The following is a 14,889-nucleotide window of genomic DNA, read 5'->3' on the forward strand; positions in this document are numbered from 1 at the left end:
TGCCTCCCGACAGCCCGGAGAACGGCCCATGTCGACGACTGTCGCCCTTCGCTCCCTGACCAAGCGCTACGGTGGCTTCACAGCCGTGGACGACATCACGCTCGATGTTCCCGAGGGGCAACTCGTTGCCCTGCTCGGCCCCTCGGGCTGCGGTAAGACCACGACGCTTCGGATGATCGGCGGGTTCGTCGAGACGGATGCCGGCAACATCCTGATTGGGGGCCTTGACGTGACCCGTCTGCCGCCGGCCAAGCGCAACATCGGGTTCGGCTTCCAGAGCTACGCCCTATTTCCGCACATGAGCGTCGCCCAGAACGTCGCCTTCGGCCTGGAGATGCGCCGCTTGCCCCGAGCCGAGATCGCGTCCCGCGTCACCCGGGCGCTCGACCGGGTGCGGCTGTCCGCGATGGCGGATCGGTTGCCCAAGCAGCTCTCCGGAGGTCAGCAACAGCGGGTCTCCCTCGCCCGCGCCCTGGTGATCGAGCCCTCCGTGCTGCTCCTCGACGAGCCGCTCTCGAATCTCGATGCGCAGCTGCGCGGGGAGATGAAGCTCGAGATCCGCCAGATCCAGAAGGCTATGGGCATCACCACGATCTTCGTCACGCATGATCAAGACGAGGCGCTCTCGATTGCCGACCGCATCGTCGTGATGCGCGCCGGGCGGATCGAGCAGGACGGCAACCCGGAGGCGGTGTTCGGCGCGCCGTGCTCGCGCTTCGTTGCAGAATTCATGGGTGTGACGAACCTCTTGCCGGGGACGGTCGAGGGACCGGGCACGTTCCGGCTCGCCGACGGCAACGCGATCCGCGTCCCCGGTGCGGTCGCCGGCCGCGAGCCGACGGTCCTCGCGATCCGTCCCGAGCGCCTCCGGATCACCTCCCCCGGCATGGACGCGGAGCCCGATACGCTGGATGCCGAGATCGAGGCGGCGACCTATCGCGGGCTCTCGGTCGAGTACCGGCTGCGGACCACGTCCGGCCTGTGCCTGACGGCCCGCCGGGCTACCCCTGCAACCGGTGGCCCCGCCATGCTCGAACCCGGCGCGCGCGTTTACGTCGCCGTTCCACCGGACGCCTGCCACTTCGTCCCTGCCGAACTCTGAGAGGACGCACCATGACCATCCGGCACGACGACCTGATCGTCATCGACGGGCTGATCGTCTCCGATTTCGGGCCCGAGGTCTTCGCGGACATGCGCCGCGGCGGCGTCACCGCGGCGAACTGCACCTGCTCCGTCTGGGAGGATTTCGCCACGACCATGCGGACGATGGCTCGGTGGCGTCGCTGGTTCCGCGAGCACGCCGATCTCATCGCGCCGGTCCAAGGCGTCGCCGACATTCACCGCGTAAAGGCGGAGTGCCGCACCGGCATCATCCACGGCTGGCAGAACACAAGCGCGATCGAGGACCGAATCGAGTATCTGGAGCTGTTCCACGCGCTCGGTCTGCGGATCGTCCAGCTGACCTACAACACCCAGAACCTCGTCGGCTCGGGCTGCTACGAGTCGCGCGATGGCGGGCTTTCCGATTTCGGCCGCGACGTGCTGGCCGAGATGGACCGGCTCGGCATCCTGTGCGACCTCTCGCATGTCGGCCCGAAGACCAGCGAGGACGCGATCCGCGCCTCGAAGCGGCGCGTTGCTTATACCCACTGCCTACCCGCCGCCCTGAAGGACCACCCGCGTAACAAGACGGACGCGCAGCTGCGCTTCATCGCCGAGCGCGGCGGCTTCGTCGGGGTGACGATGTTTCCGCCGTTCCTGGCCCGGGGGGCGACCTCCACGATCGAGGACTACCTCGACGCCATCGCGTACGTGATCGATCGGGTCGGTGAGGAGAACGCCGGCATCGGCACCGACTTCACGCAGGGCTACGGGCAGCCCTTCTTCGACTACATCACCCACGACAAGGGCGACGGACGCAAGCTCACGGATTTCGGTGAGGTGCGGAATCCCGAAGGCATCCGCACGATCGGCGACTTCCCGAACCTCACCGCCGCGATGGACCGGCGCGGCTGGCCGGCCTCGCGCATCGAGCGCGTGATGGGCGGCAACTGGCTCACCCTGCTCGGCGACGTCTGGGCCTGAGCGCCGCTCGGGCAATCAGAGAGGAAGTCCTATGTCTGCCAACACCTACGACGTCATCGTGCTCGGCGTCGGCGGCATGGGCTCGGCAGCCTGCTGCCACCTCGCCCGCCGCGGCGTGCGGGTGCTCGGGCTCGAGCGCTTCGACATCCCGCATGCCATGGGATCCTCGCACGGCTTCAACCGGATCATCCGCCTCGCGTACTTCGAGGACCCCTCCTACGTGCCGCTGCTCCGCCGGGCCTACGAGAACTGGCGGGACCTGGAGAGACGGTTCGGGGAACAGCTTCTCTTCATCACCGGCTCGATCGATGCGGGGCCCGAGGGCAGCACCATGGTCGAGGGTTCGCTCGCCGCCTGCCGGATGCATGACCTCCCGCACCGTCTGCTTGACGGCGCCGAATTGCGGCGCGTGGCACCCGGCTACAACCTGCCCGAGACGCATCGTGCCGTCCTTCAGCCGGACGGCGGCTTCGTCTCGGCCGAGCGCGCGATCGTTGCGCATGTGGCGATGGCGCAGGCGGGCGGCGCCGAGATCCGGGCGCGGGAGCCAGCGCTGAGCTGGGAGCCGACCGCCTCAGGCGTGCGCGTCAGGACCGAGCGCGGCACCTACGATGCGGGACGCCTCATCCTCTCGGCGGGCTCGTGGATGGGCGAGTTCGTGCCCCAGCTCAAAACCGTCGCCGTGCCCGAGCGGCAGGTGCTCGGCTGGTTCCAGCCGCGGGAGCCGGCGCTGTTCGCCCCGGAACGCTTTCCTGTGTTCAACATGGAGGTCGACGAGGGCAAGTTCTACGGCTTTCCGGTTTGGCATGTCCCGGGCTTCAAGATCGGTCGCTGGCACCATCTCGGTGAGACGGGCGGGGCCGATGCCTTGTCCCGGGAGTGCGGAGCCGAGGACGAGGCGGTGCTGCGCCCCTGCGTCAGCCGCTACTTCCCTCAAGCGAACGGCCCGACCATGGCGATGCGGGCCTGCTTCTTCACAAACACACCAGACGAGCACTTCGTCATCGACACGCTGCCGGACCTACCGCAGGTGGTTGTCGCCTCGCCCTGCTCAGGCCACGGTTACAAATTCTGCAGCGTCGTGGGTGAGGTTCTCGCCGATCTCGCCACAGGCAAGAGGCCAAGTTTTGACCTTAGACTTCATTCGCTTGACCGCTTTACGCCTCGTTTACATGCGAGCACTGAGCAAATATTTGTGTGACTGGATTTAAAACCCGTTCAGGGCCGAGTCTGTGCGTCTTACCGTGATAAGCCGCACGATGGTAGGTCGGCGCTCAAGGGGGCGTAACGTCTGTCCTCACAACGTGAGCGCCTATGAGCAGACTGGCGGCTTCCGACCAACCCCGGTCGCGTCAAGGGGAACTCGTGAAAGTCTGGTTTGGGTGGTTTGCTGACGGTCCGCTTCCACGGGGCCGAACTGCCGCAGCGGACGTTCACCCGACCGCCACCCAGAAGCGCTTCACTCACGGCTCAGGACGACGAACGGATGGCGGGCCGTCGAACCTCGAACTCACGCATACCCGGTCCCGAACCCTTAACCTCCAAGATCCCAGCTACTCCGAGAGCGAGGACGCGGGCGAACAGGAATTCAGCGCCGGTACCCTGCCCCGGCGGGTCGACCTCGGTGTTCAGATGGTGGAGGGCGCGGCCGATCAGCTTGACGACCAACTCCCAGTCCGGTGTTGCGTGCTTCGTCAAGACGGGGTCGAAGTGCTCCAGAGGAGCCGACACCAATTGGCCGTCGCGTACGACACGGAGCGGCGCATTCTCCAGCTGTAGCTGCGACCAAGCCGCCGAGGCCGCCTCGCTCTCCGCGGGTGTGACCGGACGGCGCTTCGCAAAGAGACCGGAGGCGACGATCTCTTCGGGCCGTAGCAGGCCAAGGGACCAGATCGGCGAGATGCCGCCGACCGTCGTGATGTCGAGCGCCGTCGCGTCGACGATGTCGAAGGGCTGGCCGGCCATGCGCGATGCGAATGCAAGGAAGCTCGCGTGCTCGGCGGCATCGGACAGACAGACCCAGAAGACCGGGTGAACGTCGGGGGCGGTTGCTTCTGTCCAAGGCGCCTCCGGTTCGCAGCAATCGGACGGGTCGTCGTCGCGCAGGTTCTCCCTAGCCCACCCCCGGCGCGCGTCCGGATCCGATGAATCGATCGGGCCGACGCTTAAGCAACTTGGGAGCGCGATGACGCGTGCTTTGCAGCCTCGCAACCGGAGGGCATCACGGATTGCCTCTGCCCGACTGACCCCCCACGCCACATGGACGGCTTCGGCGACAACGAACATTTGCGATCCTCCATCGCTGCACGGCAGTCGATGCAACGTATCGGGGCATCGTCCTCGCGCGACATGGCTACGATGTGAACTTCGAAGACCCTCGCGTAAGATTTTGTCACCGCGCTCTGGCTCTCGTCGCCCCGACGTCTGCCGCGGCAGTGGCCAGACGTCGGGGCGCCGTGGAGCACGTTGATGGCCGGCGTGATATCCAGGGGCGCTGACGGATTTTCGTTCGCTCTGATGTCGCGCTGAGGCAAGCGACTGACGCTCATCAGCCGGTGGGCCAGGGGTTGCTCGATGGCATCCTCTCACTCTTTTTCCAAATGCAGAACGTCAACAGATCCGATCCGCTTCAAAGCAAGACTTGATTGCCAGCCCGAGGCACAATTGCAGGATGGTCGACGAATGGCTTTTTACGGAAAAGTCGACAGCGTTGCGAGCGGCGGATATCGGCCGCAAGCGGCCGTAAATAGCAGTCGGCGAAAGGCCCACCCACACCGAAGCGCCACCGGCCGCTTCATTGGGCATGTTCTCATTGGACCGGTGAAATCAGCTAGGCTAACCGGATCTGCAACTGCTGGCTGGTAAGTGAAAACAGAGATGATCAAGCGCCACTGGAGTTTTACTCGCTTCTCGTTTTTAACAAACCCGAAATCGGCAGGTAGTTCCGAAAACAGTCATCCGCTTTCATTCCCGAGCGACCGATAATATGCCGTCAGTTCCCCGCGGGACCAACTCGGAGCATTATGACTAAAACGCCAATTAGTTAGCTATTTTTTAATGAAAATCGTTGTTATCATAACCGAAAAAGAAACAAGAATAGGCCAATTTAAATCGCAATATTCAATGCTGCAAATGAGAATTCGCAGTGTGAAAAATGTCGATTTGCAAGAGGAAGGGGGATACATGAATATGTTGTCATTTCAATTGAGCATCTCGAAAAAATTTATCACTGTAAATGATTTGCGAGATTACATAAATGCCAGAACCGATTTCCAAACAACCGACTTTCCGTAATCCGAAAAATTTTCTGCTACAAAATAAAACAAGCTTGGTGGTTTTTATTGCCTTCGCCTTGGCGGCAAGCAGTAATATTGGCGCAGCTATATTGCTTAAGGGGCGTTACGATGGAGAACTACGTGATGCCCACGCATATGTCCGCGTCATTGCCAGCCTTATTTCTATTCAAACAAGCCGAACGTTTCAAGGATTGGAGTTGGTCCATCACAATATTGATGACTATATTGAGAAGGCAGACGCGTTCAGTTCAAATAATATAAACAACATTGCTGCGACAAAAACCTTTATGAGCATCTCAGAATACTAGAGACAGTCGTCAGTCCACTTCAGGGTATAATGCTCGCAGATGAGGCTGGCGATATTGTTGCCATTTCAATGAGTCCAATCCCGCAATCGGGGCCGCGATATAACGTTAAAGATAGATTGTATTTTTCTGAGCTCGCAGATGGTTCAAAAACCAGTCCCTATATTGATCGGCCGCTTCAAAATCGATATGATGGGGCTTGGACCATCCCAGTCGCATATCGGCTTCAAGATACATCTGGGAAATTTATAGGTATTGCTAATTGTGCAATTCCGCTAGTCTATTTCGAGGATATATTTCGTGGTATCACGTCCTCCTCAGCCACGGTAGTTCGCCTATATCGTGCTGACGGAGCATTGCTCGCCTCCAGTTTTCCAGAGGAACCCAAGCAGGCTGATCATTCCTTCGATTCTTCTCCTTCGTTCGTTTATCCGGCCTACATTGGAGGGGCAGCCGGTCACCCGGAGCTTCACCAAAACAAAAAACAACATATCTTAGCTGTAAATGAAGTTCCTGGAGCTCCCCTTTCTGTACAAGTCAGTATATTAAAAGATTCCGTATTGGCTCTATGGTATAAAGAGCTTCCTATCGCCGTTATTTTATCGCTTGTTCTCGATGGTACTATCGCTTTAGCCGCTATCCTTGCGATGAGATATATTCGCAGCAGCACGCGGCACGCTTTGGATGAAAGAAACGCTGCTCGCCATGATGCGCTAACAAATTTGCCAAATCGAACCTTCTTTCAAGAAGAAATCGGCCGTTCGTTCCAGCAAGCCAAACAAACAGGTGCGCCGTTTGCGCTATTTCTAATTGATCTGGACTATTTCAAATTGATAAATGACACTTATGGTCATCGGGCTGGCGACCAATTGTTGCGCATAATTTCTGATCGTTTGTCTATAAATGCAAATCATAACGTATTTTTAGCCCGACTTGGAGGTGATGAGTTTGCTGTTATCCTAAGAGATGCGTGTGATTTGAACCAGGTCCAAGAATTCGGCCAATCTCTCATAAAAGAGTTACAGAAGCATTTTTATATAGGAGACATTCTTGTCGAGATCGGCGTAAGTATTGGAGTTGCGCTGGCACTCTGCGATGGTATGGATCCCGACACGCTTTTTGATCGAGCAGACCTAGCCCTTTACCAAGCAAAATCAGGCGGACGTGGTGTGTTATGCCGCTATAACGAGAAAATTCATGCGGCTGAGATTGAAAAAATTATGTTTATCGATGACTTGAGTCGTGCCGTGGCAACTCAAAAACTTGAAGTTTTTTTTCAGCCGATTGTCAATCTTAAAACACAAACGGTTGATGGCTTTGAGGCGTTGCTACGCTGGAATGATCCCGGACGTGGTGCGATATCGCCAGCACGCTTCATTCCCGTAGCAGAAGAGACCGGGCTGATCGGACCGTTGGGGGCTTGGGTGCTTCAAGAGGCGTGTCATCATGCGATCAACTGGCCGGCCGGGATTTATGTTGCGGTCAATCTTTCGCCGGTCCAGCTGCGCATCAGTGACGTGTACGCACAGGTACAAACGGCTCTTGCGAGTTCGATGCTTCCGGCGGGCCGGCTGGTGGTTGAAATAACCGAGACGGTTCAGCTTACGGCCGATGGTGCAGGCGGGATCCTGCGCCGGCTCAGAGATCTCGGTGTGGGCGTTTCGCTCGACGACTTCGGAACTGGCTACGCCTCCCTAAGCTATCTTCGAAGTTTCCCGTTTGACCGTATTAAGATTGATCAATCTTTCGTTCGAGAGATGGGCACCTCAAAAGAGTCTGCCGCTATCGTTACAACGATCGTGGAATTAGCATCCCGGTTAGGGTGCTTTGTCACGGGTGAAGGCATCGAGACTCTTCAGCAACTCGAAATTTTGCGGTCAATTGGATGCACTAAAGGTCAGGGATATTTGATCGGTCGCCCGATGCCGGCGAATAAAGTAGCTGAATACCTTGCATCATGGGTTTACCCCATTAGTACGACTGTAGAGTTGGATTGCGCGTAGCAAGCGACCTCAGAGGTGGTTCTATGTGATGCTTACACAGGGTTAGCCGGCCGGGAATCGGGCAAGCTCCCGAAGATCGATGCCGTCCTGTTAGCGGAGCATCACTTCGCCATCGTCCTGCTGTTCATCGACGGCCAGATGCCCGGTACGCGCAACGGCTTCGCAGTCGCTCGTTAGACCGCCCGCCGCTGGCCGCAAATCGCCATCTTAGTCGCATCTGGGCAGGTACAGCCGGGACCCAATGACAGGCGAGCGAAAGCACGCTTCATCGGCGAGCCGTTCACCGCGGGGATGGTGCAGGACCACCTGAAGGAGATGCTGCCGGAGGGACAAAAGCCCGAACTCCTGCGCGACTCGCGGGGAAGGTTTGAGGGCAGACATTTACTGAGCAGTCCTACCGTCCACACCGATTTGAAATCGCCGGAAGAGCGACGCATGTCTGCTTTCGAGGCACGCCCACGCGGCCACCATGCGTTTACCCGGGTGGTCCGTCGCGCTCGGATCGCGTCCCCTGAGCCGACCTCAAAGATATAGGCTCCTTCGGCAGTCTAGGACAAATGCTTCCTCATGGTGATGTGGTCGAAGCTACATCTTGCTGGCGACCAGCTTGCCACACTTCGACGATCCGGGAACTGTTGGCGATGTCCTGGGACGGATCTGCGGCTAGGATAACGAGGTCGGCACGGCGGCCAGCTTCCAGGCTGCCTCGATCAGCCAGATCGAGAAGTGCGGCGGCCCGCGACGTCGCTGTGATCAGGGCCTGCATGGGTGTGAAGCCCGCCTGCACCATCAGCGCCAACTCACGGTGTTCCGCCACGCCGGGGACACGTTCTGGCGCCGCGCCGCTGTCGGTGCCAAACCCGATCCGGACGCCAGCGTCGTCCAGGCGCTTCAGGTTGGCGAGGTTCACTGCTAGCGAGTCGCGGGCAGCTTGTGCTTTGGCGCTCGTACGCGTCTCGCTTTGCCAGGCGGGATCGTCGAACCGAGCCTTGAGTTCGGGCGCGAGCGCCGTCCGAACGAAGGGCGTCTGTGCCCAGCCCGGCGCGTCGGCGTAAGCGAAAGTCGCCTCATCCAGGGCGAGTGTCGCGATGTACCAAGTGTGGTGCGCCTTGAGCACCGCGATGAGATCTGCATCGACCGGCTTGTCGCGCACGCCGTGCGCCAGCACATCCACGCCGGCTTTGGTGACTGCACGCGCGTCCTCCAGGTCGTGTACGTGCGCCGCGACCCGCAAACCAAGCCGATGTGCCTCGTCGATCACGGCGGAGTAGACCGCTGGCTGCATCTTGGCCGGCACGGACCCACCGAAGTCATCGAGCCAGAGCTTCACCATGTCGGTGCCACGCGCCTTCATCGCGCGGACCGCCTCGCGGCCCTCCTCGGCGTTGGCCGGGCGAAGGAGCTGGTCCGCGCTCACGCGGATCATCGCCTGCGGTGGTCCTCCATCTGGTACGCCGATGCCCCGATCGACGCCGAACAGATCGGCACCGGGAATCCGTCCCGCGTGCGCCTCTGCGCGAATCTCAGGCATGATCGCGCCGTTGAGACCGAGCGCCATGACCGTGGTGACGCCCCGTGCCGTGTAGGCCTTGAGCTGGTCGAGAATGTTTTCGCGGGTGTAGTTTTGCGCGCCTACATCGACACCCTTCACGATGCCGACATGGGAGTGGTCGGAGATCAGCCCCGGCATGATCGTGTGGCCGTGCTGTTCCCGGATATCAGCATCGGGCGGCACCGTGATCGCGGTGCGTGGTCCCGCCGCCACGATGCGGTCGCCGTCGATGACCAGCACTGCGTCCTCGACAGGCTGGGCTGATCGACCGTCGATCAGCCGGACTCCCGTGAAGGCCATTGGTTTGGCGTCGGCACTGCCGACGCAAATTAGGCTCATGGCGGTCGCCACGGCCGGCAGCAGAGCGTCCGGTCGCATCACATGTTCCTCCCGATCCAGCGCAAGACATTGGCGGTCGCTATGTTTGGCGTGCGACCTTGGATCCTGCGTATGTTCCAAACGTCGATGTGAGGGCTTTCCGGCTCGGTTGTCGAGGTGTGCCGCCGAGCTCCAGCGGCGCTGGTCCACGGCGAACATCGTGGTGAGGGAGATCATGATGCGGCGGCGTGAACTGCTCCTGGGCATGGCGGGCCTCGCGTGGACCACACCCGCACGAGCTCGACAGCCTGACGCTGCTCTTCGCGTGACACTGGGGACCGCGACGCCGGGCGGTTCGTTCCCAGCCTTCGGCCGAGCGCTCATCGCAGCGGTTCACGAGGTCGACCCAGGGTTGGTGGTCGAGCCACAAATCACGAAGGGCTCGACGGAGAACCTGAAGCTGCTCAAATCGGCTCAGCTCGATCTCGCCCTCGTGCAGGGTGAGTACGCCTACGAGGCTTTATCCAACCAGAGTTCCGACGACGTTGGCTTGAAGGTCGTGGCACCCATCGACGCCTCGCCCGGCATGTTCGTGGTCCTAGCCTCAAGTCGAATTCAGAACGTGCAGGATCTGCGCGGCCGTGCCGTCGCGCTCGGCACACGCGGCTCGGGCTTCACGATCATGGGGCGGACCGTGCTGCAAGGCTCCGGCATCGATCCTGGCCACGACATCAGGCCGATCCTCCTCGATGATGCCGCCGACGGCGCGACACAGGTTCTCGACGGCCGAGCGGCCGCGTTGTGGGGTGCGAGCCTTGGCTGGCCAGGCTTCAAGACCCTCGCCGACGCACCCGGCGGCGCTCGTTTCTTCGGCCCAGCGCCCGAAGTGATCCCGAAAATCCTGGCTCTGCGCGCCTCGATGCGTCGCTTGACTGTCCCGGCCGGCTCCTTCCGCGGACAGGACGCGGCGATAGAGACCGTTGGGTCGTGGAGCTTCATCCTGGCGCGACCCGGCCTCGAGACCGGCAGTGTCACCCGGCTGGTGCGGGCGATCGACCGCGGCCAGAAGACTTTGGCTCGGCTCTATCCCCAGGGACGCGAGAGCGACCCGCGCAATCTGGTCTCGAACGTACCGAGCACATGGCTGCATCCGGCGACTGCAGCCTACCTCCGTGAGGTCGGGGCCGATCTGGATTGATCAGCGAGCTTCGGCGGCTTCCGGACTGCAGCGTTCCGAGCTAAACCGGTGTGGCCAAGCTCGGCGTTCGAACCGACTGGCCCGTGAGGAAGTCCGCGATGATCCGCTCCTTTTGCGTTGCTGTGGGCGCGCTCGCCCTCACGCTGTCGTCGGTCCGCGCTGACGAGGTCAAGCCGGGTGAAGCACCTCCTGTGTCAATGGCGACATCCTCGGTCCCCGCGACGCAGATTCCCGAGATCGCGTTCGACTCGATCCCGGACTTCCTGAAGCTGCCGCCGGACATCCATTTCGGTGAGGTGGCGGGCATTGCTCTGAACTCGAAGGGGCACATCTTCATCCTGTCGCGCGGGGCGACTCAGGGGCCGGCCTACGGCGCCGCTGCAGCCCAACTCTTGGAGTTCAACCCGGATGGCACGTTCATCCGGGAGATCGGCCACGGACTCTACGCGTGGTCCTACGCCCACGTCGTGCGCGTCGATCGCGAGGACAACATCTGGGTCATGGACAAGGGCTCGGATATGGTGGTGAAGTTCACCCCCGAGGGTCGCGTCGCCATGGTCTGGGGTCGCAAGATCGAGGCTGCCGACGATACTGCAGAACCTTGGAAGCACCCCATGCCGCCGTTGCCGCCCGTGCAGGGCCAATTCCGACAGGTCACCGACGTGGCATGGGACAAGGCCGGCAACGCCTACATCAGCGACGGCTATATCAATTCGCGCATTGCCAAGATCGACAAGGACGGCAACTGGGTCGATTCCTACGGCAGCTACGGCACCGAGCCGGGTCAGTTTCGCACCCTGCATTCCATCGCCTCGGACGCGAACGACAACATCTACATCGCCGATCGGGGCAACGCTCGTATCCAGGTCATGGACACCGGCGGACACATCCAGCGGATCATCAAGATCGACGTGCCGTTCGACTACGACAAGGCGCGCGCCATCATTCGCGGCAAACCGGCCAAGGACCGCTCCACGGTCGACCTGTTCACACCGGGCGCACCCTGGGCACTGTGCATCACGCCCGGACCGAAGCAGGTGCTCTTCGTCGCTGATGCCTTTCCGGGGCGGATCTACAAGCTGTCGCTCGATGGCAAGGTACTAGGTGTGCTCGGCGAGACGGGCAAGCAGCTCAAGCAGTTCGGCTGGATCCATGAAATCGCCTGCCCGTCCGAGCACGAGATCTACGTCGGCGAACTGCTGAACTGGCGCCCGCAGAAGCTGGTTCTACACCCCTGATGCGCGTATTCGGCGGCTCTTCAGCCGAAAAGCGGACACTGTCAAATCTACCTATTCAGTCGTTAGGTTCTATTTCACCGAGTGCCTGGAATTGAACCTATCCGGGGTGTGCTTCGGGTCGTGAAAGTGCGTTACAACGACGTCCGCTTTTGCGGTTCCATATCCAGACGCGGGCGGGCTGGAATCGGCCAGACTACGTCACGCCGGCTCGCCATAGCGTGCGGAACCGGACGTTCGGCTTCGCGCCCAACCCAGTCGGTTAGGCGTGACTGGCAGGATCCCGAAAGCGGACGAAACCTCGACGATGGCCTTGGTGCCGGATTGCACCGTCAGCGATACCGTCATGATCAACCCATCGTTGCATTTCCTGATGCCACGATCCTCAGAAACACAGGCATTGTGAGAAAGATGATTTGATGTTTATTTTTGATGATCATTCTTCGACATCAATATTATTTACGAACTGACTTTCGGCTTTAGCTATCGCCACGATCTGCGGCATGACGGGCGATGCATCGGACATTATGTACGCGGCCGAGTAGATCACGCGAGGCAGTGTCGGCAATCCGGGCAATGCGACCAAGCTACCATTTGATAGCTCGTCATGGATCAAATCTACGGGCATCGCACCGAAGCCCAAACCCTTCCTTACCAGGGAGGTCTGCACACTAACCGAGTTACACGTACGCACGCGTCTCGGCTGAACCCCCGCAGCAGCGAACCACCGCATCGCAAGATCATACCATTCCGCGCCTTTGGGCATCAGGATAATCGGCATCTCCCGGAGTATGTCCGGCGAACAGATACCGCATGGGAGGGCAAGATCCGGGCGTGCGATCCAGCGTAGGGATCGAGATCCGATCGTCTCCTGAGCTACGCCGTCGATGGTCGTTTTGCCTGGCAGAAAAACGACATCGAGTCTGCGGCGTTTGAGGCCCTCGACAAGGCCCGATGCCACCTCGACTTCGATCTCGACATCAAGATTCGGGAAGGTTGTCTCGATGCGCGTGAGGAGGCGGTCCAGCCACGTCAAGCCGATCAGTTCGGCGATTCCGATACGAACCCTGCCTCGGAACTCATCGACAGCCTGAACGGTAGCGCGCATCGCAGCGATCTCGCGCAGGACAAGTTCCGCTTTTGGAAGCAGAGCCTGCGCCGCGTTGGTCGGCGTCACAAGCCTTCCCGAGCGGCGAAACAGCTTTACGCCAAGGTCGCGCTCCAGCTCCTGAAGCCGGCGCGTGACAGCGGGTTGCGTCAGATGAAGGCGCTCCGCGGCAGCACTGAGACTGCCCAAGCGGACGGTCCAGAGAAACGTTTCGAGATTGGCGGACCGCATGCCGTCACGGCAATCAGATTCCATGCCATTTCCGCATGAATCGTGATGCCATGATTTCATTTGCTTTGTCGCAGTTGACCAGATGTAGATATGTCCGGCGCTTTGCAGCCTCGAGCTCGAACTGCGGCAATACTTCGGTAGAACCGCAGATTTAAATGGTAATCGTGCTGATCAATTTCTTGATTTATTGCGAGATCCAAGGATCAGGTAGACATGATCCACTTCGGTTGGTTCGTTGGGAAGGGCACTGCCGTCCACGGGTGGAAGCAGCCCTGGTCAAGTCTATGCGGCAGGGATTGGCTCGATCCGTCCCTGTACATCGACCTCGCGCGCGCCCTGGATCGGGCCTGCTTCGACTACATGATCATCGAGGACGGTTCCTTCGTGCCCGATGCCTTCCAGGGTTCGGCCGACTGGTATCTGCGCAACGCCGTGGCGGTGCCAAAAGCTGATCCGATGCCACTCGTGCCCCTGCTCGGGCAGGCGACGCGCGGCCTCGGCATCGTGGCCACGATGACGACCGCGTTCTACCCTCCCTATCTCGCTGCGCGGCTCGGCGCGACGCTCGACCACCTGACGGGTGGCCGCGTCGGCTTCAACCTCGTTACTGCGCACAACGACCGTTCGGCGCAGAACTTCGGTCTCGCACAGCACCATGAACACGACTTGCGCTATCGCATGGCCGACGAGTGGATCGAGGTAGTCGACCAGCTTTGGCGGTCCTGGTCGCCCGACGCGATCAAAGCCGACACAACAACCGGCGTGTTCACCGACCCGGGAGGGGTCACCCCAATCGACTTCGAGGGTGAGTACTTCAGGTGTCGCGGTCCGTTAAATATGCCGCCGGGACCGCAAGGGCGGCCGGTCATCTGCCAAGCGGGGGGGTCCGCGGCTGGAAAGGCGTTCGCCGCCCAGCGCGCCGACACAGTGATCGCCCGCGCCCGCGGATCAGAGGGTGCACGCGCCTACCGCGACGACGTCCATGCCACGATGCGCGCGGCCTCGCGTGATCCCGCTTCCTGCAAGATCTTGTTCTCGACGTCGATCGTCTTGGGGGAGACGCGGTCGGAAGCCGTGGACAGGAAGGAGCGCCTCGATGCGGCGACGCGGGAAAATCTCGACGCGCGCCTCGCCTACATGTCGTTCCTCAGCGGCATCGACTTCTCGAAGTTCGACCTCGACGCCCCCTTGCCGGAGGTGAAAACCAACGCTTCGCGCGCTCTGACGCAGAATCTCACAGCGGGGACCGGCAAGAAGACCCTGCGCGAGATGGCCACCGACACGAGCAGCGGTGGCATCGATTTCGTCGGCACCCCCGACGACGTTGCCGCCGAGATGGATGAGGTGATCCAGCATGTGGGCGGCGACGGTTTCCTGATCACGGAGGCGCTGACCCGGCGGAGCATCGCGGAGATCGCCGATGGGCTTGCGCCCGCCCTCCGGCGTCGTGGCCTGCTGAGATCTGGATACGAGCACGCGCTGTTCCGGGACAACCTGCTGGCGTTCTGACGACCTTTGCATTTCCAGCGGCCCGCATCCTGCACCGCCACCCGCGACC

The 14,889-nt window shown here is 60.9% G+C and carries 11 protein-coding genes; 8 read left to right on the forward strand and 3 right to left on the reverse strand.

Features of this window, described 5'->3' with window-relative positions; translation table 11 throughout:
- The first annotated feature begins 28 nt into the window (after positions 1-28).
- From MKK63_RS09645 to solA, 3 genes are read left to right on the forward strand one after another with little or no spacing between them, the layout of a single operon-like run.
- On the forward strand, positions 29-1,102 hold the full coding sequence (locus MKK63_RS09645) for an ABC transporter ATP-binding protein (protein WP_244001050.1): 1,074 nt from the start codon (positions 29-31) through the stop codon (positions 1,100-1,102).
- 11 nt (positions 1,103-1,113) lie between these two features.
- On the forward strand, positions 1,114-2,085 hold the full coding sequence (locus MKK63_RS09650; RefSeq protein WP_244001052.1) for a dipeptidase: 972 nt from the start codon (positions 1,114-1,116) through the stop codon (positions 2,083-2,085).
- Positions 2,086-2,116: 31 nt separating this feature from the next.
- Positions 2,117-3,286: an N-methyl-L-tryptophan oxidase gene (gene solA, locus MKK63_RS09655; protein ID WP_244001054.1), complete on the forward strand. Its 1,170-nt coding sequence runs from the start codon at positions 2,117-2,119 to the stop codon at positions 3,284-3,286.
- Between the two features lie 269 nt (positions 3,287-3,555).
- Here solA and MKK63_RS09660 read toward each other — a convergent pair whose 3' ends face one another.
- Complete coding sequence (locus MKK63_RS09660) at positions 3,556-4,371, reverse strand: DUF3658 domain-containing protein (RefSeq protein WP_244001056.1); 816 nt, start codon at positions 4,369-4,371, stop codon at positions 3,556-3,558.
- 970 nt (positions 4,372-5,341) lie between these two features.
- Here MKK63_RS09660 and MKK63_RS09665 point away from each other — a divergent pair.
- Positions 5,342-5,689: a hypothetical protein gene (locus MKK63_RS09665; RefSeq protein ID WP_244001058.1), complete on the forward strand. Its 348-nt coding sequence runs from the start codon at positions 5,342-5,344 to the stop codon at positions 5,687-5,689.
- Positions 5,690-5,718: 29 nt separating this feature from the next.
- Complete coding sequence (locus tag MKK63_RS09670) at positions 5,719-7,689, forward strand: EAL domain-containing protein (protein ID WP_244001060.1); 1,971 nt, start codon at positions 5,719-5,721, stop codon at positions 7,687-7,689.
- Between the two features lie 565 nt (positions 7,690-8,254).
- On the opposite strand, the gene MKK63_RS09675 is transcribed toward MKK63_RS09670, so the two are convergent.
- Positions 8,255-9,826 carry an amidohydrolase family protein gene (locus MKK63_RS09675; RefSeq protein ID WP_244001063.1) on the reverse strand — a complete coding sequence of 524 codons (1,572 nt, stop codon included), beginning with the start codon at positions 9,824-9,826 and terminating at the stop codon, positions 8,255-8,257.
- On the opposite strand from MKK63_RS09675, the gene MKK63_RS09680 reads away from it, so the two are divergent.
- Positions 9,825-10,757 carry a TAXI family TRAP transporter solute-binding subunit gene (locus MKK63_RS09680; protein WP_244001102.1) on the forward strand — a complete coding sequence of 311 codons (933 nt, stop codon included), beginning with the start codon at positions 9,825-9,827 and terminating at the stop codon, positions 10,755-10,757. The two genes, MKK63_RS09675 and MKK63_RS09680, sit on opposite strands and share 2 nt — an antisense overlap.
- A 98-nt stretch (positions 10,758-10,855) precedes the next feature.
- The gene (locus MKK63_RS09685) at positions 10,856-11,995 is read left to right on the forward strand and encodes a peptidyl-alpha-hydroxyglycine alpha-amidating lyase family protein (RefSeq protein WP_244001065.1); all 1,140 of its coding nucleotides are present in this window, start codon (positions 10,856-10,858) and stop codon (positions 11,993-11,995) included.
- 433 nt (positions 11,996-12,428) lie between these two features.
- On the opposite strand, the gene MKK63_RS09690 is transcribed toward MKK63_RS09685, so the two are convergent.
- The gene (locus MKK63_RS09690; RefSeq protein WP_244001067.1) at positions 12,429-13,355 is read right to left on the reverse strand and encodes a LysR family transcriptional regulator; all 927 of its coding nucleotides are present in this window, start codon (positions 13,353-13,355) and stop codon (positions 12,429-12,431) included.
- Between the two features lie 189 nt (positions 13,356-13,544).
- Here MKK63_RS09690 and MKK63_RS09695 point away from each other — a divergent pair, with 189 nt between their 5' ends.
- Positions 13,545-14,840, forward strand: coding sequence for an NtaA/DmoA family FMN-dependent monooxygenase (locus MKK63_RS09695; protein WP_244001069.1), 1,296 nt, complete (start codon positions 13,545-13,547; stop codon positions 14,838-14,840).
- Positions 14,841-14,889: the final 49 nt, after the last annotated feature.

It is taken from the genome of Methylobacterium sp. J-088, assembly GCF_022829295.1.
Classification (GTDB): domain Bacteria; phylum Pseudomonadota; class Alphaproteobacteria; order Rhizobiales; family Beijerinckiaceae; genus Methylobacterium.